Source organism: Streptomyces sp. NPDC026500, assembly GCF_055567635.1.
Genome location: NZ_JBVHQB010000008.1, coordinates 96,119 through 117,551, shown reverse-complemented (window position 1 = coordinate 117,551; position 21,433 = coordinate 96,119). Strand labels below are relative to the sequence as shown.

Annotated in this window: 20 protein-coding genes; 11 read left to right on the top strand and 9 right to left on the bottom strand. The window is 69.8% G+C overall.

What is annotated here, in order from left to right; all coding sequences use genetic code 11:
* Positions 1–134: 134 nt before the first annotated feature.
* Positions 135–1,262: a magnesium and cobalt transport protein CorA gene (locus ACZ4N5_RS16625; protein WP_467757797.1), complete on the bottom strand. Its 1,128-nt coding sequence runs from the start codon at positions 1,260–1,262 to the stop codon at positions 135–137.
* A gap of 259 nt (positions 1,263–1,521) precedes the next feature.
* Between ACZ4N5_RS16625 and ACZ4N5_RS16620 the strand changes: the two genes are divergently transcribed.
* Positions 1,522–2,316, top strand: coding sequence for a methyltransferase domain-containing protein (locus ACZ4N5_RS16620; protein WP_467757796.1), 795 nt, complete (start codon positions 1,522–1,524; stop codon positions 2,314–2,316).
* A gap of 58 nt (positions 2,317–2,374) precedes the next feature.
* Here ACZ4N5_RS16620 and ACZ4N5_RS16615 read toward each other — a convergent pair whose 3' ends face one another.
* Positions 2,375–3,349 (bottom strand): carbohydrate kinase family protein, encoded by a 975-nt coding sequence (locus ACZ4N5_RS16615; RefSeq protein ID WP_467757979.1) that lies wholly within the window; start codon positions 3,347–3,349, stop codon positions 2,375–2,377.
* 20 nt (positions 3,350–3,369) lie between these two features.
* On the bottom strand, positions 3,370–4,275 hold the full coding sequence (locus ACZ4N5_RS16610) for a pseudouridine-5'-phosphate glycosidase (RefSeq protein WP_467757795.1): 906 nt from the start codon (positions 4,273–4,275) through the stop codon (positions 3,370–3,372).
* Positions 4,276–4,383: 108 nt separating this feature from the next.
* Between ACZ4N5_RS16610 and ACZ4N5_RS16605 the strand changes: the two genes are divergently transcribed.
* The gene (locus ACZ4N5_RS16605) at positions 4,384–4,812 is read left to right on the top strand and encodes a VOC family protein (protein WP_467757794.1); all 429 of its coding nucleotides are present in this window, start codon (positions 4,384–4,386) and stop codon (positions 4,810–4,812) included.
* 82 nt (positions 4,813–4,894) lie between these two features.
* Here the strand turns inward: ACZ4N5_RS16605 and fdhA are convergent, their stop codons facing one another.
* On the bottom strand, positions 4,895–6,127 hold the full coding sequence (fdhA, locus tag ACZ4N5_RS16600) for a formaldehyde dehydrogenase, glutathione-independent (protein WP_467757793.1): 1,233 nt from the start codon (positions 6,125–6,127) through the stop codon (positions 4,895–4,897).
* A gap of 189 nt (positions 6,128–6,316) precedes the next feature.
* On the opposite strand from fdhA, the gene ACZ4N5_RS16595 reads away from it, so the two are divergent.
* On the top strand, positions 6,317–6,679 hold the full coding sequence (locus tag ACZ4N5_RS16595; protein WP_266757515.1) for a cupin domain-containing protein: 363 nt from the start codon (positions 6,317–6,319) through the stop codon (positions 6,677–6,679).
* A gap of 311 nt (positions 6,680–6,990) precedes the next feature.
* Here ACZ4N5_RS16595 and ACZ4N5_RS16590 read toward each other — a convergent pair whose 3' ends face one another.
* Together ACZ4N5_RS16590 and ACZ4N5_RS16585 are read right to left on the bottom strand one after the other, a co-directional pair.
* Positions 6,991–7,545, bottom strand: coding sequence for a methylated-DNA--[protein]-cysteine S-methyltransferase (locus ACZ4N5_RS16590; protein ID WP_467757792.1), 555 nt, complete (start codon positions 7,543–7,545; stop codon positions 6,991–6,993).
* 78 nt (positions 7,546–7,623) lie between these two features.
* On the bottom strand, positions 7,624–8,490 hold the full coding sequence (locus tag ACZ4N5_RS16585; RefSeq protein WP_467757791.1) for a glycerophosphodiester phosphodiesterase: 867 nt from the start codon (positions 8,488–8,490) through the stop codon (positions 7,624–7,626).
* Positions 8,491–8,768: 278 nt separating this feature from the next.
* Between ACZ4N5_RS16585 and ACZ4N5_RS16580 the strand changes: the two genes are divergently transcribed.
* The 7 genes from ACZ4N5_RS16580 (at position 8,769) to ACZ4N5_RS16550 (ending at position 17,577) form a co-directional block, all read left to right on the top strand.
* Positions 8,769–9,641: an MHYT domain-containing protein gene (locus ACZ4N5_RS16580; RefSeq protein ID WP_467757790.1), complete on the top strand. Its 873-nt coding sequence runs from the start codon at positions 8,769–8,771 to the stop codon at positions 9,639–9,641.
* A gap of 40 nt (positions 9,642–9,681) precedes the next feature.
* Complete coding sequence (uvrB, locus tag ACZ4N5_RS16575) at positions 9,682–11,814, top strand: excinuclease ABC subunit UvrB (protein WP_467757789.1); 2,133 nt, start codon at positions 9,682–9,684, stop codon at positions 11,812–11,814.
* 160 nt (positions 11,815–11,974) lie between these two features.
* Positions 11,975–12,553, top strand: coding sequence for a TerD family protein (locus ACZ4N5_RS16570; RefSeq protein ID WP_351131810.1), 579 nt, complete (start codon positions 11,975–11,977; stop codon positions 12,551–12,553).
* 43 nt (positions 12,554–12,596) lie between these two features.
* Positions 12,597–14,627: a TerD family protein gene (locus tag ACZ4N5_RS16565; RefSeq protein ID WP_467757788.1), complete on the top strand. Its 2,031-nt coding sequence runs from the start codon at positions 12,597–12,599 to the stop codon at positions 14,625–14,627.
* Between the two features lie 320 nt (positions 14,628–14,947).
* Positions 14,948–15,937 carry a TerC family protein gene (locus tag ACZ4N5_RS16560; protein WP_467757787.1) on the top strand — a complete coding sequence of 330 codons (990 nt, stop codon included), beginning with the start codon at positions 14,948–14,950 and terminating at the stop codon, positions 15,935–15,937.
* 129 nt (positions 15,938–16,066) lie between these two features.
* A complete protein-coding gene (locus ACZ4N5_RS16555) occupies positions 16,067–16,369 on the top strand; it encodes a DUF1330 domain-containing protein (protein WP_467757786.1) in 303 nt (100 codons plus the stop codon).
* Positions 16,370–16,476: 107 nt separating this feature from the next.
* Positions 16,477–17,577: a calcium:cation antiporter gene (locus tag ACZ4N5_RS16550; RefSeq protein WP_467757785.1), complete on the top strand. Its 1,101-nt coding sequence runs from the start codon at positions 16,477–16,479 to the stop codon at positions 17,575–17,577.
* A gap of 7 nt (positions 17,578–17,584) precedes the next feature.
* Here the strand turns inward: ACZ4N5_RS16550 and ACZ4N5_RS16545 are convergent, their stop codons facing one another.
* Together ACZ4N5_RS16545 and ACZ4N5_RS16540 are read right to left on the bottom strand one after the other, a co-directional pair.
* Positions 17,585–18,886, bottom strand: a complete 1,302-nt coding sequence (locus ACZ4N5_RS16545; RefSeq protein ID WP_467757784.1) for an MFS transporter — start codon at positions 18,884–18,886, stop codon at positions 17,585–17,587.
* A 60-nt stretch (positions 18,887–18,946) separates the two neighbouring features.
* Positions 18,947–19,993, bottom strand: coding sequence for a S66 family peptidase (locus tag ACZ4N5_RS16540; RefSeq protein ID WP_467757783.1), 1,047 nt, complete (start codon positions 19,991–19,993; stop codon positions 18,947–18,949).
* A 101-nt stretch (positions 19,994–20,094) separates the two neighbouring features.
* On the opposite strand from ACZ4N5_RS16540, the gene aroQ reads away from it, so the two are divergent.
* Entirely contained in the window at positions 20,095–20,568 is a 474-nt protein-coding gene (aroQ, locus tag ACZ4N5_RS16535) for a type II 3-dehydroquinate dehydratase (protein WP_351131801.1), read from the top strand.
* A gap of 199 nt (positions 20,569–20,767) precedes the next feature.
* Here the strand turns inward: aroQ and ACZ4N5_RS16530 are convergent, their stop codons facing one another.
* Positions 20,768–21,424, bottom strand: a complete 657-nt coding sequence (locus ACZ4N5_RS16530) for an MBL fold metallo-hydrolase (protein WP_467757782.1) — start codon at positions 21,422–21,424, stop codon at positions 20,768–20,770.
* Between the last annotated feature and the right edge of the window lie 9 nt (positions 21,425–21,433).

The following is a 21,433-nucleotide window of genomic DNA, read 5'->3' as shown; positions in this document are numbered from 1 at the left end:
CCCGAAGCGACCCGACCCGAAGCGACCGGGTCCCGAGCGACCCGACGCCGGTCCATGTCGAATACGCGGCGCGCGCTCGTCCGGATACGCGGCGTACTCTCTCGTCCGGCCGGCCGCGCCGGGCGAGAGACGGGTCAGAGCCAGCCGTTGCGCCTGAACCCTCGGTAGAGGACGAGACAGCCGATGGATATGGCGCCGATGACGATGGGGTAGCCGAACCTCCAGTGCAGTTCGGGCATGTTGTCGAAGTTCATGCCGTACACGCCGCAGACCATGGTCGGGACGGCGATGACCGCCGCCCATGCCGTGATCTTCCGCATGTCCTCGTTCTGCGCCACCGTCACCTGCGCGAGATGCGCCTGCAGGATGGAGTTGAGGAGTTCGTCGAAGGCGGCTATCTGCTCGGTGGCCCGCAGCAGATGGTCGGAGACGTCCCGGAAGTACGCCTGTATCTCCGGGTCGACCACGCGGGTCGGCCGGGTCGCCAGCTCCTGGACGGGCCGGGCGAGCGGGACCACGGCCCGCTTCAGTTCGAGGAGTTCACGCTTGAGCTGGTAGATGCGGCCGGCGTCCGTGCGTGCGCCGTTCTCGGCGAACACATCGGCCTCGACCTGGTCGATGTCCCCCTGGACCGAGTCGGTGACGCTCACATAGTCGTCGACCACATGGTCCGCGATCGCGTGCAGGACCGCGGCCGGCCCCTTGGACAACTGGTTCGCGTCGGACTCCAGCTCCTCGCGCAGCGGGCCCAGGGATCCGTGCCGTCCGTGCCGCACGGTGATGACGAAGTCCGGTCCGACGAAGACCATGATCTCGCCGGTGTTCACCACTTCACTGGTCGCGGTCAACTCCGTGTGCTCCACGTAGCAGACTGTTTTGAACACCGCGAAGAGGGTGTCGCCGTACCGCTCCACCTTCGGACGCTGATGCGCCTCCACCGAGTCCTCGACGGCCAGCGGATGCAGGTCGAAGAGCTCGGCGATGCCCGCGAACTCCAGGTCGGTCGGTTCGTGCAGTCCGAGCCAGACGAATCCGTCGTCGCGCTTGCGGATGCGCTGCACGGTGTCGACAAGGTCGCGGCCCTCGGGGATCCGGACGCCGTCCTGGTACGCGACACAGTTCACCACCGCGGAGCCCAGCGGCGAACGGGCGGGGTGACTCAGGTCGACACGGCGCCGCCGCCGTGTCATCCGTGCCACTCTGCGGAGGCCGTCGACCGCACCGAGAGCCGTCACCCTCCGCAAATTCCCTGCCATGGACATCTGGATCTCCTCGCGTGGATCTCCTCGGGCCGCACTTTGCGCCTGGCGCGCCAGTCTGCCAGGCCTGGTCGGACACCGGAAAAGGCTGTGGGAACGGAAGATTCCGTTCCGCGGTGCGGAACCCTCGGACGGCTTGGCGTCACGCGGCATCCCTCGGCGACGCCTGGTGCCGCCGGGCGAATCCCCTCAGGCGACGCGGGTGCCGACAACGGGAGCGTCAACGATTCGCGACAAGCGGGTCAACTGGGATGATCTCCCCATGACGCGAGCTGACGGGTATCTCCTCGACAACCAGCAGACGGAGGCGGGACAGCGTTTCGACGCCCTCGCCACACTCTTCGACCCCACGACGTTCCGGCACATGGAACGCTTCGGCGTCGGGTCCGGCTGGCGCTGCTGGGAGGTCGGGGCGGGCGGCACGTCCGTCGTGTCCTGGCTCGCCAAGAAGGTGGGTCCGACGGGGAAGGTCGTCGCGACCGACATCGACACGTCATGGGCGGCCTCCGTAGCCCGCGCGCCGGTCGAGGTCCGCGTCCACGACGTGGGTGCCGAGGAACCGCCGGGGGAGGGCTTCGACCTCGTGCACGCCCGGCTCGTACTGGTCCATGTGCCGGACCGGGACAGGGCGTTGCGGTCGATGATCAAGTCCCTGCGGCCCGGCGGCCGGCTCCTCGTCGAGGATGCCGACCCCGCCCTGCAGCCGCTGCTCTGCCCCGACGAGTACGGCCCCGAGCAGCAGCTGGCGAACCGGCTGCGTCAGGGCTTCCGCAAACTGCTCGCCGAACGCGGCGCCGACCTCGCCTACGGCCGCAAGCTCCCGCGACTGCTCCGGGACGCGGGGCTGCGGGGTGTGGAGGCCGACGCGTACTTCCCCGTCGCCTCACCCGCCTGCGACACGCTGGAATCCGCGACGGTCCGGCAGATCCGCGACCAGCTCGTCAGCGCGGGCCTGGCCACCCAGGAGGAGATCGACCGGCACCTGGCGAACGTCGCCGCGGGGTCCATGGACCTGGCGACGGCGCCGATGATCTCGGCCTGGGGGCGCAAGAACTGAGCCAGGGCGGGAGCCGGGAATCGGGTGCCACGGGTACGTCCCCCTGGGGTCGAGACGTTCAGTGGACCCGCGTCGCTCCTTCGCGTCGCCGTCGACTTCCCGTGGGCGGTCGTCCGCCGACCCGTTCCACGGCCTTCGCCCCCGCCGCGCACCCCGCCGTCGCCGCCTCCTCGGGCCCGGCGCCGACGAGCAGTGCGGCGAGGAACGCGCCGGTGAAGGCGTCACCGGCGCCCGTCGTGTCACGCGGTGTCGCGGGCAGCGCCGGGACATGCGCCCGGACGGATCCGGAACGGGCGACCAGGGCCCCGTCCCTCCCCAGCTTGGCGACGACCAAAGGGAAATGGCGGCTGAGCTTGGCCGCCGCGTCGGCCGGATCGGGCAGCCCGGTCAGCAGGCACGCCTCGTCTCGGCTGGGCAGCAGGACGTCCACGCCCGCGCAGAGGTCGAGGAAGCGGTTCACGCCCAGCTCGGTGAGGAACCCCGCCGACGCCGGGTCGAGGCTGACCGGCACACCACGCGTGCGTGTCGACTCCAGTACGACCGACACCAGCGCCCGGCTCGGCTCGGAGAAGAACAGGTAGCCCGACAGATGCAGCCGCGCGACCCCGTCGAGCAATGCGGGCGACCAGTCGTCCGGTGCGAGCCGCAGTGACGCCCCGCTGTCCGTGAGGAACGTCCGTTCCGCCGACGCGCCGGTGTCCACCAGGCAGATCACCGTGCCGGTCGGCGTCTGCGGATCGGTCACCAGGAGGGGCCGTACGCCGCTCGCCGCGAGTTCGCGTTCGTGCCACGCCGCGGAGTCGCCGCCCACCCGGCCGAGGAGCCGCACGTCGGCGCAGCCGTCGTGCACCGCCCAGCACGCGACGTTGGCACCCGCGCCGCCCGGTACGGTGCGGACGGCGGCGACCGTGTCGGTACCGGCCGCCAGCGGTCCGCGATGCCGGGCGACGACATCCGTGACCACGTCCCCGACGACGAGCAGAGCACCTTCGGCCGGGTCGCCTCCATCAGCCGTTTCGTTGCTGTCGCCCAGGCTGACCCGGTCCGTGTCGCTCACGCCCCCGCCCAGGCCGCCGCGATCCGCCCCGCGAGGCGCACGTTGCCGCGTACCGCCGCCAGATTGGCGCCGAGTGAGGCACCGTCCGTGTGCCGGACCAGATAGCCGAGCAGGAACGGTGTCACCGCCTGTCCGGTCACACCCTCCTCCTCGCACGCGCGCAGCGCTTCGGCCAGCACGCGCGCGTGGAGCGCGGGATCGAGCTGCTCCTCCTCGGGGACGGGGTTCGCGACGATGAGTGACGAGTCGGGGGCGTGCAGGGCGTCCTGAGCGCGCATCACTTCCGCCACCTGCTCGGGAGACTCCAGGGTCCAGTCCACGGGGTGCCCCGAGTCGGACAGGTAGAAGCCGGGGAACCGGTCCGTGCCGTACCCGGCCACCGCCACGCCCAGTGTCTCCAGGCGCTGCAGCGTCGCGGGCACGTCCAGGATCGACTTGACGCCCGCGCACACCACCGTGATCCGGGTACGTGCCAACAGGCCCAGATCGGCGGACTCGTCCTGGGTCACCGTCCACTCGCGGTGCACACCACCGAGCCCTCCCGTAGCGAAGACCCGTATCCCCGCGCGGGCCGCCAGCAGGGCCGTCGCCGACACGGTCGTCGCCCCGCTGGCCCCCGCGGCCACCGCGAGCGGCAGGTCACGGTGGCCCAGCTTGCGGATGCCGTCCTCGTTCGCGACCCGCTCCAGCTGATCCTTGTCCAGACCGACGTGAGGCCGGCCGTCGAGCACGGCGATCGTCGCGGGTACGGCGCCCTCCGCCCGGACGACCTCCTCCAGTTCGAGCGCGACCTGCAGATTGCGCGGGCGGGGCAACCCGTGGGCGATGATCGTCGACTCCAGGGCCACCACCGGCCGGCGCGCGTCGAGCGCCTCCCGCACCTCTTCGGACACCACGATCACGCGCCTGCCTCCTGTCGTCGGTCGACGTTCCCCGTCCCTGGATCTCTGGCGAGCGGCGCGCCCGGCCAAACCCTTGCGACCTGCGGCGTACGACACCAGCCTGGGGGCATGACGGACAACTCGCCACGTCTCGACCATGTCGTCCTCTGGGTACGCGATCCGGTCGCCTCGGCCGACTTCTACGAGAAGGCGGTCGGCCTGGAGCCCCTGAGAGTCACCGAATTCGCTGCGGGAACGGTCTCGTTCCCCTCCGTACGCCTCAACGAGGAGACCGTCCTCGACCTCGCTCCCCTCACTCTGGCGCCGGGCATGAACATGGTTCCCGGGGCCGCCGACAGCGCCGGCCATCCGGTCAACCACGTGTGCCTGGCCCTCCCCAGAGACGCGTTCGACGCGCTGCGGGCACGCCTGGAGGAACGGTCGGTCCCGCTGTCGGACTTCTCGTACGACTCCTTCGGAGCCCGCGGAGCGGCCAGGCGCAGCTTCTACTTCCGAGACCCGGACGGGAACGTCTTCGAGGCCCGGCACTACGCGTAGCCCCTTCGGCGGGCGGGATCTCGTCCTCCGCAGGGAGAAGGGGTACTCCACGCGCGCGGGAGCACCCCTTCCACAGGTCGGGTCAGACAGGCCGTACGTCGGTCAGTGCTCCATGGGGATCGAGGACGTACTTACGGCTGGCGCCCTGGTCGAATTCGGCGTAGCCGCGCGGTGCGTCGTCCAGGCCGATCACGGTCGCGTTGACCGCCTTGGCGATGTGCACCCGGTCGTGCAGGATCGCCTTCATCAGCCCCCGGTGGTACCGCATCACCGGGCACTGGCCCGTGGTGAACCGGTGGCTCTTGGCCCAACCCAGGCCCAGGCGCACCTTCAGCGTCCCGGTCCTCGCGTCCTGGTCGATCCCTCCGGGGTCGTCCGTGACGTAGAGGCCGGGGATGCCCAGGGCACCGCCCGCGCGCGTGAGCCCCATCAGCGAGTTGAGGACGGTCGAGGGCGCCTCCTGAGCGTCCCGGCCGTGCGCCCGCGCCTCGAAGCCCACCGCGTCGACGGCCGCGTCGACCTCGGGCTCGCCGAGGATCTGCGCGATCTGGTCCTCCACACTGCCCTGGGAGACGTCGACGGTCTCGCAGCCGAAACTCCTCGCCTGGGCGAGGCGTTCGGGATTGAGGTCCCCGACGATGACCACCGCGGCGCCCAGCAACTGCGCCGAAGCCGCCGCGGCCAGGCCGACCGGGCCCGCTCCGGCGACGTACACCGTCGAACCGACCCCGGCGCCGGCGGTGACCGCGCCGTGGAATCCCGTCGGGAAGATGTCCGACAGCATGGTCAGATCCAGGAGTTTCTCGCGCGCCTGGTCGCGGTCCGGGAACTTCAACAGGTTGAAGTCCGCGTACGGGACCATGGCGTACTCGGCCTGACCGCCGACCCAGCCGCCCATGTCGACATAGCCGTACGCCGCGCCCGGACGGGCCGGGTTCACGTTCAGGCAGATGCCGGTGTTGCGTTCCTTGCAGTTGCGGCACCGTCCGCAGGCGATGTTGAACGGCACCGACACCATGTCCCCGACCTCGATGAACTCGACGTCCGGACCGCGCTCCAGTACCTCTCCGGTGATCTCGTGTCCGAGGATCAGCCCCTCGGGTGCGGTCGTACGGCCCCGCACCATGTGCTGGTCACTGCCACAGATATTGCTGGCGAGCACCTTGAGGATGACTCCGTGCCGGCACTTGCGGCCGACGTTCTTGCGAGCCACCCCCGGCCCGTCCTGCAGTTCAAGCGTCGGGTGGTCGATGGTCCTGACCTCCACAGCACCCGGCTTGAGATATGCGACTGCCCTGTTTCCGCTTCCGCTCATGCGTGATCGCCGTCCCTTCGGCTCCGTGATTCGGACGCCAGCGGCTGTTCGCAGGGCGGGTTCTGCTACCGGCCGCGCGGTACGGCCACCCTCCGCGTCAGGACTTTCTCGAAGTGCCGTGCGTCGCCGGGCCCGGCAGGGAGACCCTCGTCGCCCCGGGTGGCGGGCAAGCCCTTAGGGTGTCCGCTCATGACCATGAACTCCCAGGCCACACCGTCCTTCGCCGTGCACATTCCCGACGCCGAACTCGAACCCGAGCCGCTGGACCCGGCCCAGATCGTCTCCGGCGACCCCGCCGTGACGGGCAAGGTGCTGTGGGAGTCCGCCGACGGCAAGCAGCTGCGCGGCATCTGGCAGATCACGCCCGGCGTGGTGACCGACACCGAGGCGAACGAGCTCTTCGTCGTCGTCAGTGGCCGCGCCACCATCGAGGTGGAGGGCGGCGACGTCATCGAAGTGGGCCCCGGCGACGCGGCGTTCCTGCGCGAGGGCGACCGCACGACGTGGACCGTCCACGAGACGCTGCGCAAGGCGTACCACATCAGTCTCTGAGGATCTCCGGAGCGGACGCTCCACCGCACGCACGGCACACCTGCCCACCCTCCGCTCGAAGGCACCCGGAGACCGAAGACGGGCACCCGGAGACCGGAGAGGTGTGCCGTGAACCTTCATCGCATCGGAGCGTCCTCGCGCGGGCCGCTCTCCCGCGTGGTCGCCTTCCCGCCCGTAGAGCACTCCGCAGTCGACGATCAGCAAGCGGTCGCCCGCCCGCGCGGTTGCCCTCCTGCTCGGCCGTTCTCCCGCGCGATGCTGCGACCGGGGAGGCCGCGATGCGCGATGCCCCTTGAGCCCGGGCCGTGACCTCAGAAGAGCGGCTCCGGGAGGACTCCTTCGAGCGCCAGCAGCTTTCGCTTGGTCTCCAGCCCGCCCCCGAAACCGCCGATCCCGCCGTCGCTCTCGACCACCCGGTGGCAGGGCACCACGACCGGCAGCGGATTCGAGCCCATGGCCACCCCCACGGCCTGCGCCGCCCGGGGCTCCCCGACCCGCCCGGCCAGATCGCCGTAGGCCACGACGGAACCGAACGGAACGCCCGAGTTCAACTCCCGCAGCACCTTGCGGTTGAACCCCGAGATCAGCGACCAGTCGAGCGGCAGATCGAATGCGTGCCGCTCGCCCGCGAAGTAGGCCTCGACCTGGCGTATCGCCTCGGCCAGCACAGGGGACTCGGGCGCCTCGACGGGCTCGCCGCGCAGACGGGACGCGAGCCGGTCGAGCGCCTTGTCGCGTACCGCGTCCGACGCGTGAAAGACGACATTGACCAGGCCGTGGGCCGTCGCCGCGAGGAGCAGCGGACCGATGTCCGTGCCGACGACGGTCCACACGACCTGCTGCTCGTACCGCCCGTGGCTGTTCATGCGATCCACCGTACGGCCCGCCACCGACAACGCCCGGGGCGCACACCGGTACCCGTCCGCGCCCCGGGCGATGGCCCGCTAGTGCAGAGCCTCGCGGATCGCGTCGGGCACGTTCGTGATGACGCCGTCCGTGCCGAGGCCAGCCAGGCGCCGCGCGGTGGCCGCGTCGTCCACGGTCCAGGCGAAGACCTTCATCGGGCCGTGCGGACCGTGCAGTGCGTGGACCGCGGAGACGTAGTCGGACGACAGCGACCGGTGATCCGAGTTGATCTGGTCGGCGAACTCCGCGTACTGGGGCAGCCGTGAGACCGGAGGCGTCGCCAGGAAGGCCGTCGTGATGCCGGGCCGCAGCTGGTGCACCGTCCGGACACAGTCCGCGCTGAAGCTCTGGACGATCAGCCTGTCCCTGAGGTGCAGCGGGTCGAGCCAGCCCTCGTTGTTCAGGAGCTTGAGCGTCTGTCGTTCGATGCCCGGATAGAGATCAGGGTTCTTGATCTCCAGGACGAGCTTCTGGTGGTTGCGCTCGACACGTTCCATGTACTCCCGCAGCGTCGGCACCTTGGCGCCCGCGAACCGGGGGTCGAACCAGCTCCCGGCGTCCAGTCGGGCGATCTCGGCCGCGGTGAAATCCTTGACCTTCCAGGGGCTTCGGCCCGGATAGACCTTCTCGACGTCGGTCGTGCGTGCCAGCGAGGCGTCGTGGAGGACGACCAGCTGACCGTCGCTGGTGCGCTGGACGTCGTTCTCGACCCAGTCGAACCCCAGCTCGGCCGCGCGGTCGATGGCGGCCAGAGTGTTCTCGGGCGCATAGGCCGAGGCACCGCGGTGGGCGACGACCAGCGGTGCCCCGATCCGGCCGCCGGCCTTGGCGTGCGGGCTGGGCAGTATCAAAACAGCTCCCCCAAGAAGCGCGGCGGTCGTGGCGGCGGCAACGCGCGCGTGCATGCGTTCTCCTCGCGTCGGACGATCACTTACAGCACAAGATTGACAGCAGAGAGTCGACGGAGGGGTGGAGCGAGATGGCCGCGGATTGAATGGAGTTGTCCAAGTCCGCTTACTGGCGCCGCACAAGTGAGGAGAGGTCGTGATTCTTTGCCGGATTATCGTTCGACCATTCCGGTGGGGGTCATACTCTCGCCTCAACCCGGTCCGCTCCGGCGGTCCGGAAGGCGGGGGCATTTCGGACGGTTCCAGGAGTAACAGGGCGGGAAAGGCAGCCGCGTATGCAAGGCACGGTCGACGGCTTCACTTACGGACTCGTCACACCGCTGGTGGCCTATTTCATGGCCTGCCTGGGCGGAGCGCTGGGGCTTCGCTGCACCACCAGATCCCTGCTCGGCGCCGGCTCCTGGCGCGCCGGCTGGCTCGCGCTCGGCTCGGTCGCCATCGCGTCCGGCATATGGACGATGCACTTCATCGCGATGATGGGATTCACGGTCGAGGAGACCCCCGTCCACTACGACAAGCCGACGACGTTCGCGAGTCTGGGCGTCGCCGTCCTGATGGTCGGAGCCGGGATCTTCATCGTCGGCTACCAGGGGGCCACGGGGACGGCGCTCTTCACCGGAGGAACCGTCACCGGCCTGGGCATCGCCTCGATGCACTACCTGGGCATGGCCGGGATGCGGTTCAACGGAAAGCTCGCCTACAACACCCTCACGGTCTCCGCCTCGGTCGTCATAGCCGTCGTGGCCGCCACCGCAGCCCTCTGGGCCGCGGGACAGGTGCGAGGGTTCCTCTGGAGCGTGGGTGCGAGCCTCGTCATGGGGCTGGCCGTCAGCGGTATGCACTACGTGGGCATGGCCGCGCTCAGTGTCCATCTGCACGGCTCGACCGGCGGCGCCCCCGCCGGGGACTCGGCGGCCGCGCTGCTCGCGCCCATGATGATCGGCCCCCTCGCCTTCCTGTGTCTGGCGGGCGTCGTCGTGATGTTCGATCCGCAGATGGTCCTGGGCCGGCCCGCCCGGCGCCCGGTGGAGATCAGGCGACCGGGCATCCCGGCCCATCCCGTCGCCGTGCACGCCGGTCGTCGTCCGGCCGTCCGCCCCGTGCGGGAGAGTGCGTACCGCCGCTCCCGCACCCCGCAGAGCAGGTGATCGGGCCCGGTTGTCAGTGCGGGGTCGTACGGTGGATTCCATGCGGCCCGTATCCAAGATCGAACGTTCGGTGGCGCCCTTCGAGGTCGTCAGCTCCTTCCAGCCCGGCGGTGACCAGCCCACGGCCATCGCCGACCTGGCGAAGCGCATCCGCGCAGGTGAGAAGGATGTCGTCCTGCTGGGCGCCACCGGCACCGGCAAGTCCGCCACCACCGCGTGGATGATCGAGAAGCTCCAGCGCCCCACGCTCGTCATGGCCCCGAACAAGACGCTGGCCGCCCAGCTGGCCAACGAGTTCCGCGAGCTGCTGCCGAACAACGCGGTCGAATACTTCGTCTCGTACTACGACTACTACCAGCCCGAGGCCTACGTCCCGCAGTCGGACACCTACATCGAGAAGGACTCCTCGATCAACGAGGAGGTGGAGCGCCTGCGCCACTCCGCGACCAACTCGCTGCTGACCCGCCGCGACGTCGTCGTGGTCGCCTCGGTCTCCTGCATCTACGGCCTCGGTACTCCGCAGGAGTACGTGGACCGGATGGTCAGCCTCAAGGTCGGCGACGAGATCGACCGCGACGACCTGCTGCGCCGCTTCGTCGACATCCAGTACACGCGCAACGACGTGGCCTTCGCGCGCGGCACCTTCCGGGTCCGCGGCGACACCATCGAGATCTTCCCGGTCTACGAGGAGCTCGCCGTCCGCATCGAGATGTTCGGCGACGAGATCGAGGCGCTGTCCACGCTGCACCCGCTCACCGGTGAGGTGATCAGCGACGACAACCAGATCTACGTCTTCCCGGCGTCCCACTACGTGGCGGGCCCCGAACGCATGGAGCGCGCGGTCAACGACATCGAGAAGGAGCTGGGGGAGCGCCTCGCCGAGCTGGAGAAGCAGAGCAAGCTCCTGGAGGCCCAGCGTCTGCGCATGCGGACGACGTACGACATCGAGATGCTCCGCCAGATCGGCTCCTGCTCCGGCGTCGAGAACTACTCGATGCACTTCGACGGCCGTGAACCCGGTTCCCCGCCGAACACACTGATCGACTACTTCCCGGACGACTTCCTGCTCGTCATCGACGAGTCGCATGTCACCGTTCCGCAGATCGGCGCGATGTACGAGGGTGACGCCTCCCGCAAGCGCACTCTCGTCGACCACGGCTTCCGGCTCCCCTCCGCCCTGGACAACCGCCCCCTGAAGTGGGAGGAGTTCCAGAAGCGCATCGGCCAGACCGTCTATCTCTCGGCGACCCCGGGGAAGTACGAACTCTCCCGTTCGGACGGCTTTGTCGAGCAGATCATCCGCCCCACCGGCCTCATCGACCCCCAGGTCGTCGTCAAGTCCACCGAGGGCCAGATCGACGACCTGGTGCACGAGATCCGGCAGCGCACCGAGAAGGACGAGCGCGTTCTGGTCACCACGCTCACCAAGAAGATGGCCGAGGACCTCACCGACTACTTCCTCGAACTGGGCATCCAGGTCCGCTACCTGCACAGCGACGTCGACACCCTGCGCCGCGTCGAGCTGCTGCGCGAACTGCGCGCCGGCGAGTTCGACGTCCTGGTCGGCATCAACCTGCTGCGCGAAGGCCTCGACCTTCCCGAGGTCTCCCTGGTGGCGATCCTCGACGCCGACAAGGAGGGCTTCCTGCGCTCGGGAACCTCCCTGATCCAGACCATCGGCCGCGCGGCGCGCAATGTCTCCGGCCAGGTCCACATGTACGCCGACAAGATCACCCCGGCGATGGAGAAGGCCATCGAGGAGACCAACCGCCGCCGGGAGAAGCAGATCGCCTACAACACGGAGAGGGGCATCGACCCGCAGCCCCTCCGCAAGAAGATCAATGACATCGTGGCGCAGATCGCCCGCGAGGACGTCGACACCGAGCAGCTGCTCGGCTCCGGCTACCGCAAGACGAAGGACGGCAAGGGCGCCAAGGCCCCCGTCCCCGCGCTGGGTGGCAAGGCGACCCGGGCCGCCAAGTCCGCCAAGAACAAGGACGCCGTGCCCACCGACCGCCCCGCGGCCGAACTCGCCCAGCAGATCGAGGAGATGACGGAGCGGATGCGCGCCGCGGCGGCCGACCTCCAGTTCGAGATCGCGGCCCGGCTGCGCGACGAGGTGTCCGAGATGAAGAAGGAGCTGCGGCAGATGAAGGAGGCGGGAATCGCCTGACGGTCACGCCGGTGGCGCCGGACCTCGGTTGATGCGCGGTGTGTTGCAAGACCGACACAAAGTCTGCCCCAGGGTTCGGCGCTGTCAGTGCCGCTGCGTAGGGTTCTGCTCATCCGCGGACTCCGCGGCAACAGGGGACAGTTCGAGAGGGGAACAGCGCGTGACGGTCAACATGACCAAGGGTCAGGCCATCAGTCTGCAGAAGAACGACGGGGGCACGCTGACCGCGGTCCGTATGGGACTCGGCTGGCAGGCGGCCCCCCGGCGCGGCCTCTTCGGCTCGCGCACCCGCGAGATCGACCTCGACGCCTCCGCCGTGCTGTTCGCGGACAAGCAGCCCGTCGACGTGGTGTTCTTCCGTCACCTCGTCAGTGACGACGGCTCGGTGCGGCACACCGGTGACAACCTGGTCGGCGGCGTGGGCCAGGGCGGCGACGACGAGGCCATCCTCGTCGACCTGCAGCGCATCCCGGTCCACATCGACCAGATCGTCTTCACCGTGAACTCCTTCACGGGCCAGACCTTCCAGGAAGTGCAGAACGCGTTCTGCCGTCTGGTCGACGAGACCAACGGCCAGGAACTCGCCCGCTACACGCTGGCCGGCGGCGGCCAGTACACGGCCCAGATCATGGCGAAGGTGCACCGCGCCGGAACCGGCTGGCAGATGACGGCCCTCGGTACGCCGGCCAACGGCCGCACGTTCCAGGACCTGATGCCCGCGATCCTGCCGCACCTGTAGGCGGCCGGCGCACACGCACGCAGCGACGTAGGGGGACAAGACGATGACGGCCGAGCTGGTCAGGGGGCAGAACCACCCGCTCTCCCAGGTCCGTCTCGAGGTCCGTGTCTCGGCCGGGAAGCCGATCGTGGCAGGGGCCACGCTCAGCGACGAGCAGGGCAGGGTCCGGGGCGTGGAATGGGTGGCCCACCCGGGCGCGCCCACGCTTCCCGGGCTCGAGGTCTCCAAGCAGGCGGCGGCTGACCATCGCCTCGCCTTCGACCTTGACGCCCTGTCGCCGACCGTGCACCGGGTCAGCGTGCTGCTCGCGCTGCCCACCGGGGTCGGCGGCCCGGTCCGGTTCGGCGCCGTGGCCGCCCCCTTCGTCGCGGTCACCGGACTCGACGGTTCCGAGGTCGCCAGTTACACCCTCACCGGCCTGGACGCCGAGTCCGCCGTCGTTGCCCTGGAGCTCTACCGCAGGCAGGGCGCCTGGAAGGTGCGCGCGGTCGGCCAGGGCTACGCGGGCGGCCTCGCCGAACTCCTCACCGACCAGGGACTCCCCGAGGCCCGGCAGCTCGCGGGCAGCATCAACGAAGCGGTGGCCCAGGGTCTCGCGCGGTCGGTGGCGGCGCCCCCGCCCCGCACCCCGGACGCGGACCGGTCACGACAGGCGGCCGCCTCGGCGCCGGGACCCGACCAGCCGTACGCCGGACCTGGACCGCAGGGCACCCCCGGGACCGTGACGCCGCAGCAGTCCCCGTACGACACGCCCGGTCCGCAGGGAGCCACGGCGCCGCAGACCGGCCGTCCGGGAGGTTCAGCGCAACCCGACCCCTCCTCGGCCGCCCAGCCGCCGTCGCCCAACGCAGGTGGCCCGATCAACTACAGCCACCCCGGCCGGCAGACCGCCGCTCCGCCACCGCCCCCGCCGACCGCTCCGCCGGCCCAGCCCGGACAGCCCGTCCAGCCCGTCGCGGGAGACGCGACCGGCTGGTCCATGGAGGAGCGCCTGTACAACCAGGTGTGGGGAATGTTCGAGGACCTGGCCCGGACCGTCGCCGCGTACCGCAGCGCCGTCGACTTCGCCGACTCCCGCATGGAGAAGGAGCTCGACCACGTCCTGTCCGACCCGCGCAGCCGGATCGGCGGGCAGGGCGACGCCGCGCGCGAAGCCGCCCACGCCAAACACGCGCACCTGGTCGACCAGGCCCGAGCCGTTCTCGACCGGGACCTCGCCCAGCTCACCGCGGAGGCCGAGGTCGTGGAGCCGGCCCTGCCGATGGCCTACGCACGCTGGGACAACCCGGTCTGGCACGGTTACCAGGCACCCATGGAAATCCCCATGGCACTACGGCTCGGTGACCTCCGTCTGCCCGAGAGCGAGAACCTGAGCATCCCGATGCTGGTGCGCCTGCCGCTGGAGCGCGGACTGTGGATCGACAGCGGTCGCGCCTCCCTGGAGGGCACGCTCGCCGACTCCGACCAGGTGCGCCGCCTCGCCATGGACACCGCCGTGGCGCACGCCGCCCGGCTGCTCGCCGTCCATCCCGCGGGCGAATTCACCGTGCACGTCATCGACCCGGCCGGCGCCGGAGCCTCGGCCCTGGCACCCCTGACGCAGTCCGGGGTGCTCGGCAGCCCTCCGGCCGCGGGTGCGGCGGGCGTGGCGGACGTACTGACCCGTCTCACCCAGCGCGTCGACCTGGTGCAGATGGCGTTGCGCGGGGGAGCGGCCGACTCGCTGCCGCCGGGTCTCGACACCGCCGAGCAGCTGCTGATCGTCAACGACTTCCCGCACGGCTTCGACGATCGAGCCGTGACCCAGCTCCGCTATCTGGCGGACGAGGGGCCGGCCGTCGGCGTCCATCTGATGATGGTGGCCGACCGGGAGGACGCGGCCGCGTACGGACCGCTGCTCGACCCCCTCTGGCGGTCGCTGCTGCGGATCACGCCGGTTCCCGACGACCATCTCGCCGACCCATGGGTCGGACATGCGTGGACGTATGAGCCCTCGCTCGTTCCCGCGAACAGCCAGGTGCTCCAGCAGGTCCTCGCACAGGTGGCGGCGGCCCGCCGGTCGTGGAACCGATGACACCCCGGCTCCTTCGGACCGGCGGACCTCAGAGGTCAAGCCGCTTTGCCAAGCATCCGTAAAGATGCCCTGGCCAGGCAACTTGGCCTTTCTTTTACTAACCCCTTTACCTTTCCTTGGTGATTCGGGTACTCTTTTTCCATACGGAGGGGAGTACTCCCTACCTGCTGCGACGCACCCGTCAATACGGATCGAGTCGGATCCCGGGACGTCGGCCCGCAGGCTCCCGGGCGCACCCAGCGCCCCGGTGGCCTCGGGTGGAAGAGACCTCCGGTGGCGAACGACGCTGAAATCTGCCGTTACGTACTGCCGGAGGCGCAGTGGATGTTTCCCTGACCCTGTGGGTCCTGACCATCGTGGGGCTGGCCGCACTGATCGCGGTCGACTTCTTCATCGGCCGCAAGCCGCACGACGTATCGATCAAGGAAGCCGGAATCTGGACCGTCGTCTGGATCGCCCTCGCCGGGTCGTTCGGACTCGGACTGCTCCTGTTCGCCGGCGGAAAGCCGGCCGGAGAGTTCTTCGCCGGCTTCATCACCGAGAAGTCGCTGAGCGTCGACAACCTCTTCGTCTTCGTCCTGATCATGTCGAAGTTCGCGGTGCCCTCGAAGTACCAGCAGCGGGTGCTCCTCGTGGGCGTCCTGATAGCCCTCGTCCTGCGCGCGATATTCATCGCCGCCGGCGCCGCGATCATCGCGAACTTCGCGTGGGTCTTCTACATCTTCGGCGCGTTCCTCATCTACACCGCCTGGAAGCTGATCCAGGAGGCCCGTGCCGACGGGGACGACGAGGAGTTCGAGGAGAACAAGCTGCTCAAGGCCGCTGAGCAGCGGTTCGGTGTGGCCGACCGCTACCACGGCACCAAGCTGTGGATCCGGCAGAACGGCAAGCGCGTCATGACACCGATGCTGGTCGTGATGCTGGCGATCGGCACCACCGACGTGCTCTTCGCGCTCGACTCGATCCCCGCGATCTTCGGCCTGACCCAGGATCCGTACATCGTCTTCACGGCCAACGCGTTCGCGCTGATGGGCCTGCGGCAGCTGTACTTCCTCATCGGCGGCCTGCTCAAGAAGCTGGTCCACCTCAGCTACGGCCTCTCGGTCATCCTCGGCTTCATCGGCGTCAAGCTCGTCCTGCACGCGCTGCACGAGTCCGGCGTCCATGTTCCCGAGATATCCATCCCGGTCTCGCTCGGCGTGATCTGCGCGGTCCTCGTGGTCACCACGATCACCAGCCTGACCGCCACCAGGAGGCAGGCGGCGCGCGAGCGGACCGAGAGCGCTCCGAAGGAAAGCATCGACGTCTGACCACGTCGAACGTAGCAACAACCACCCCCGGGAGCGGTGCGTGGCGAATTGCCGACCACCGCTCCCGGTGCTTGCTTGGATCCCGAGCGTCTCCCGCACCGGGAGCGCCCGGGACGGGTGGAGGAATCCATGAAGTTCGTGCAGATCATCGACATCGAGTCCGAGCGGATGGACGAGATGCGTCAGCTCGTCCAGGAAGCGGAGCAGCGCAACGCCGGCCGCGAGGGCGGCCCCACCCACCGGCTCGTCCTGAAGGACCGCAACACGCCCAACCGCCACCTCGTACTGATCGAGTTCGAGTCGTACGAGGACGCCATGCGCAACAGCAGCGACCCGGAGACGGGAAAGATGGCGGCGCAACTGGCCGCGCTGTGTACCAGGCCGCCGACCTTCACGGACTGCGACGTACTGGAGATGACAGAGCTGAAGTAGCTGAAGCAGCGGTCCACTCGCGGGGACAGGGTCGTCCGCCGCGGTCCCGGAGCATGCCCCGCGCCACCGGAGTGCGGGGCACTCCTCCGACTGCGACCATCAGCGGCATGATCGTTCGGCTCAGGTCACTTGCGACACGATGGACCGCCGTGGTGCCCGCGATCGCGGTGGTGCTGCTCGCGTTCACCTGGGGGCGCGACCTGCCTGCCGCGGTTGTCGCACTGGTCACACTGGTCCTCGCGGGATCCGTGCTGGCCGCGGTGCATCACGCGGAGGTGGTCGCCCACCGGGTGGGTGAACCCTTCGGATCCCTCGTCCTCGCCGTCGCGGTCACGATCATCGAAGTCGCCCTCATCGTCACCCTGATGGCGGACGGCGGTGCCAAGAGCTCGACACTGGCCCGCGACACGGTGTTCGCGGCTGTGATGATCACCTGCAACGGGATCGTCGGCCTGTGTCTGCTCGTCGCCTCACTGCGCCACGGGCTGGCCGTCTTCAACGCGGAAGGCACCGGAGCAGCCCTGGCGACCGTCGCCACGCTGGCCACGCTCAGCCTCGTCTTCCCGACCTTCACCACCAGCAAGCCGGGCGCGGAGTTCTCCACCGCGCAGCTCACCTTCGCCGCGGTTGCCTCCCTGGTCCTGTACGCCCTGTTCGTGACGACCCAGACCGTGCGACACCGCGACTACTTCCTGCCGATCACCCGACAGGGCGAGGTCATCGACGTGGACGACCACGCCGACGCCCCGTCCGCCCGTGAAGCCGGAATCAGCCTGGGACTGCTCGGCCTGGCCCTGGTCGGCGTGGTCGGCCTCGCCAAGGGTGTGTCGCCCACCATCGAGTCCGGGGTCGAGGCGGCCGGTATGCCGAACTCCGTGGTCGGTGTGATCATCGCGCTGCTCGTGCTGCTCCCCGAGACCATCGCGGCGCTGCGGTCCGCCCGCCGGGACCGGGTGCAGACCAGCCTGAATCTCGCTCTCGGCTCCGCGATGGCCAGTATCGGACTGACCATCCCCGCCGTCGCCCTGGCGTCACTCTGGCTCTCGGGACCGCTCGTTCTCGGCCTGGGCGCCACCGAGATGGTTCTGCTCGCGCTGACCGTGGTCGTGAGTTCCCTGACGGTCGTTCCAGGGCGGGCCACCCCGCTCCAGGGAGGCGTCCATCTGGTCGTGTTCGCCGCCTACCTGGAACTGGCCGTCAATCCCTGACCGACCGTCACTCGGCGACGGGTACGACCGTCAGCCGGGGCACCGGCCGGGTCTCCGGCAGCATCGCGAAGCACCCGAGGCTCAGCAGCGCGATCCCCGTCAGATAGGCGGCCACGCCCCACGGCACGCGCTCCCCGCTCGCCACCGCAGTCGCCACGACCGGGGTGAGCGCGCCCCCGAGAACCCCGCCCAGGTTGTATCCGACGGCCGCGCCCGTGCAGCGCACCCGCGGCTCGTACAACTCCGGCAGATACGCGGCGATCACCGCGAACATGGTGACGAACGCGATGAGCGCCACCAGGAAGCCGAGGAACATCAGCAGGGGTTCGCCGGTCGACAGCAGCCCGATCATCGGGAACATCCACAGCGCGGCGCCCGCGCAGCCCGCCATGCACAGGGGCCGCCGTCCGTAGCGATCTCCCAGCAGGGCCACCAGGGGTGTCAGGGCTCCCTGCACCACCACGGCGGCCATGATGCAGGTCAGCATGACGGTGCGGCTCACGTCGAGCCGTTCGACGCCGTAGGCGAGCGCCCAGGTCGTCACCGCGTAGAACACGGCGTATCCGACGGCGAGTCCGCCGGCCGTCAGCAGCACGAGCCGCCAGTGGTCGCGCACCACCTCGGCGAGCGGCACGCGCGCGTGGTCCCCCAATTCCAGGAACCGCGGGCTCTCCTCGAGCGAACCGCGCAGCCACAGCCCTGCCGCCGCGAGCACCCCCGCCGCCCAGAACGGCACCCGCCACCCCCACTGCGCGAACTGCGCGTCGGACAGCGTCGCCGAGAGCGCCAGCATCACGCCGTTGGCCAGCACGAACCCGAGGGACGGACCGATCTGGGGGAAACTCGACCACAGCCCGCGTCGTTCGGCGGGCGCGTGCTCGACCGTCAGCAGCACGGCACCGCCCCACTCGCCGCCGAGTCCGAGGCCCTGCAGAAAACGCAGCACCAGCAGAAGCACGGGAGCGGCGGCACCGATGCGGTCGTACGTCGGAACACAGCCGACGGCGACGGTCGCCGCGCCGGTCAGCAGCAGCGAGGCGAGCAGAACCGGCCGCCGCCCGCGCCGGTCCCCGATGTGCCCGAAGAGCACCGAGCCCAGCGGACGGGCGAGGAAACCGACGCCGAACGTCCCGAAGGCCGCCAGTGTCCCCGCCAGCGGCGAGAACGTCGGGAAGAACAGCGGCCCGAGAACGAGCGCGGCCGCGGTCCCGTAGACGAAGAAGTCGTAGAACTCGATGGCCGTCCCGGCGAGCGAGGCGGCCGCGAGCCGCAGCATGGAGGGTGCCCTTACGGTGCGTACGTCGTGCATGCCGGATCAACTACCCACAGTGATCGGCAGTTACGGGGGCGCGCGGGAGTGCGGCGTGCGTCAGTAGGTGACGGTGATGCGCCGGGCCGGGCCGTCGACGCGGACAGCCCCTCCATAGGGGATGACGATCTGCGGATCGGTGTGACCGAGGTCCACGTCGAAGACGGCCATCATGTCCGGGGCGTATGCGTCGATGGCGCGGAGGACTGCTTCGCGCTGGTCGTGCGCGTAGCGGGCCCTGGCGTCCGGATCGAGGGGCCGTTCGAACGACCAGGCCTTCGGGCGGCCCATGAGGAGTGCCGGAAAGCGTTCCAGCAGGCCGCGCTCGCCCATGCTGCGCAGGATCCAGAAGACGTCGTCGGCTCCCGGCATGTCCTCAGAGGTCTCCAGGAACAGCACATGACCGTCGTACACGGAAGGATCGCGGGCGATCTCGCGGTCGGCCATCAGCAACCACGACAGGATCTCGATGTTGCCGCCCCAGGAGCGGCCCTCGACCACCCGGTCCGGGCGGAGCCAGGTCCAGCCGGTGCCCGGCTCGGTCCGCGGCTCGGCGTCGAAGCTCTCCGGAGCGTCCCAGGGCAGGTCGACATTGCGGAACCGGTCGGCGGGACGCAGCTCGTACGGCCCGGAAGTGAACAGGGCGGCCCGCAGCGACTCCGCGGTCAGCGGGTCCATGGCGCCCGGTCGGCCGAGCTCGCACATCACCGTCGCGCCGTGATAGCCGACGATCCCGGCGTTCCAGAGGTGGAGGAGCAGGTTCGTGTTGTCGCTGTACCCGAAGAACGGCTTCGGGTTCGTCCGGATCAACTCGCGGTCCAGCAGCGGCAGCACGGTGATCTGGTCGTCGCCCCCGATGGACGCGATGACCGCCTTGACGGTCGGATCGGCGAACGCCGCGTGGATGTCGTCGGCCCGTTCCCGCGGAGTCGAACCCGTCTTCCGGGTCGTCGGGTACTCGACCGGTTCCAGGCCGAACTCCTTGCGCAGCCGCTCCAGGCCCAGTTCGTACGGGAGCGGGAAGCGGCCGGGCAGCCCACTGGACGGCGAGATCACGGCGATCCGGTCGCCGGACACGGGCTTGGGAGGGTACGCGGGCGTCGTCATGGCGAGAGGGTACGAGCCGTCACCCTTTCGGTGCATCGTGATAAACCGGGTCCGAGCAGCGGTCCTTGACGGGCCGGCAGACCTGAAGGACCGGAGGAAACGTGCCCCGCACCCTCGCCAACGCCCCGATCATGATTCTCAACGGACCCAACCTGAACCTCCTCGGGCAGCGGCAGCCGGAGATCTACGGCTCCGACACGCTCGCGGACGTCGAGGCGCTGTGCGCCAAGGCGGCGGCCGCACACGGTGGCACGGTGGACTTCCGGCAGTCCAACCACGAGGGCGAGCTGGTGGACTGGATCCACGAGGCCCGCCTCAACCACGCCGGGATCGTGATCAACCCGGCCGCCTACTCGCACACTTCCGTCGCCATCCTGGATGCGCTCAACACCTGTGACGGACTTCCGGTGGTGGAGGTCCACATCTCCAACATCCACCAGCGCGAGGAGTTCCGGCACCACTCATATGTCTCGCTGCGTGCCGACGGGGTCATCGCGGGCTGTGGCGTGCAGGGGTACGCGTTCGCGGTGGAGCGCGTGGCGGCGCTCGCGGGCACCGGGCGGACCGACGCCTGAACACGGCTCGGCCGGGGCCGCCGGCCGAGGGCGGGGATCGGGGGGCCGGCGGCCCTGCCGCCCAGGAGCCGTCATCCTGCGCGGGACCGTCTCCAGTGGACTGCACCGGTGAAGGACCGGGGAGCGCGCGCGGGACACCGGCGCGTGCGCTCGGTTCACACCGGGCGCGCACGCGAGGCGTCGCGCCCCGCGCTCGCGTTCACCACCCTCGCGCGTGCCACTCCGGCAGGTGCGGGCGCTCGGCGCCCAGCGTCGTGTCGTCGCCGTGGCCGGGGTACACCCACGTCTCGTCCGGCAGCACGTCGAAGATCTTCGTCTCGACGTCGTGGATGAGGCTGGCGAAGGCTTCCGGGTCCTTGCGCGTGTTGCCCACCCCGCCGGGGAAGAGGCAGTCGCCCGTGAACACGTGAGGGTGACCGTGCGGGTCGTCGTAGACGAGGGCGATCGAGCCCGGCGTGTGCCCGACCAGGTGGCGCGCGGTGAGCTCCACGTTCCCCACCTTGACCGTGTCGCCGTCCTGGAGGGGGACGTCGGTCGGCACCGGGATGCCGTCGGCGTCGTCGCGGCCCGCGTAGGTGCGCGCGCCCGTTGCGGCCACGACCTCGGCGAGCGCCTGCCAGTGGTCGCCGTGCTGATGCGTGGTGACGACGGACGCGATGCCGTCGTCACCGATCAGGGTGAGCAGCGTCGAGGCGTCGTTCGCCGCGTCGATCAGGAGCTGCGCGTCGGTGGCCCGGCAGCGCAGCAGATACGCGTTGTTGTCCATCGGGCCGACCGCGACCTTGGAGATCATCAGGTTCTGCAGCTCGTGCACGTCGGCGGGTCCGCCGACCGTCACCGCTCCGCTGTACGTCATGACGGCAGC

Excerpts from the sequence above, each read along its gene's own strand:
- ACZ4N5_RS16625 (WP_467757797.1), bottom strand. The coding sequence starts at position 1,262 with ATGTCCATGGCAGGGAATTTGCGGAGGGTGACGGCTCTCGGTGCGGTC.
- ACZ4N5_RS16620 (WP_467757796.1), top strand. The coding sequence starts at position 1,522 with ATGACGCGAGCTGACGGGTATCTCCTCGACAACCAGCAGACGGAGGCG.
- ACZ4N5_RS16605 (WP_467757794.1), top strand. The coding sequence starts at position 4,384 with ATGACGGACAACTCGCCACGTCTCGACCATGTCGTCCTCTGGGTACGC.
- fdhA (WP_467757793.1), bottom strand. The coding sequence starts at position 6,127 with ATGAGCGGAAGCGGAAACAGGGCAGTCGCATATCTCAAGCCGGGTGCT.
- ACZ4N5_RS16595 (WP_266757515.1), top strand. The coding sequence starts at position 6,317 with ATGACCATGAACTCCCAGGCCACACCGTCCTTCGCCGTGCACATTCCC.
- ACZ4N5_RS16590 (WP_467757792.1), bottom strand. The coding sequence starts at position 7,545 with ATGAACAGCCACGGGCGGTACGAGCAGCAGGTCGTGTGGACCGTCGTC.
- ACZ4N5_RS16585 (WP_467757791.1), bottom strand. The coding sequence starts at position 8,490 with ATGCACGCGCGCGTTGCCGCCGCCACGACCGCCGCGCTTCTTGGGGGA.
- ACZ4N5_RS16580 (WP_467757790.1), top strand. The coding sequence starts at position 8,769 with ATGCAAGGCACGGTCGACGGCTTCACTTACGGACTCGTCACACCGCTG.
- uvrB (WP_467757789.1), top strand. The coding sequence starts at position 9,682 with ATGCGGCCCGTATCCAAGATCGAACGTTCGGTGGCGCCCTTCGAGGTC.
- ACZ4N5_RS16565 (WP_467757788.1), top strand. The coding sequence starts at position 12,597 with ATGACGGCCGAGCTGGTCAGGGGGCAGAACCACCCGCTCTCCCAGGTC.
- ACZ4N5_RS16555 (WP_467757786.1), top strand. The coding sequence starts at position 16,067 with ATGAAGTTCGTGCAGATCATCGACATCGAGTCCGAGCGGATGGACGAG.
- ACZ4N5_RS16550 (WP_467757785.1), top strand. The coding sequence starts at position 16,477 with ATGATCGTTCGGCTCAGGTCACTTGCGACACGATGGACCGCCGTGGTG.
- ACZ4N5_RS16545 (WP_467757784.1), bottom strand. The coding sequence starts at position 18,886 with ATGCACGACGTACGCACCGTAAGGGCACCCTCCATGCTGCGGCTCGCG.
- ACZ4N5_RS16540 (WP_467757783.1), bottom strand. The coding sequence starts at position 19,993 with ATGACGACGCCCGCGTACCCTCCCAAGCCCGTGTCCGGCGACCGGATC.
- ACZ4N5_RS16530 (WP_467757782.1), bottom strand. The coding sequence starts at position 21,424 with ATGACGTACAGCGGAGCGGTGACGGTCGGCGGACCCGCCGACGTGCAC.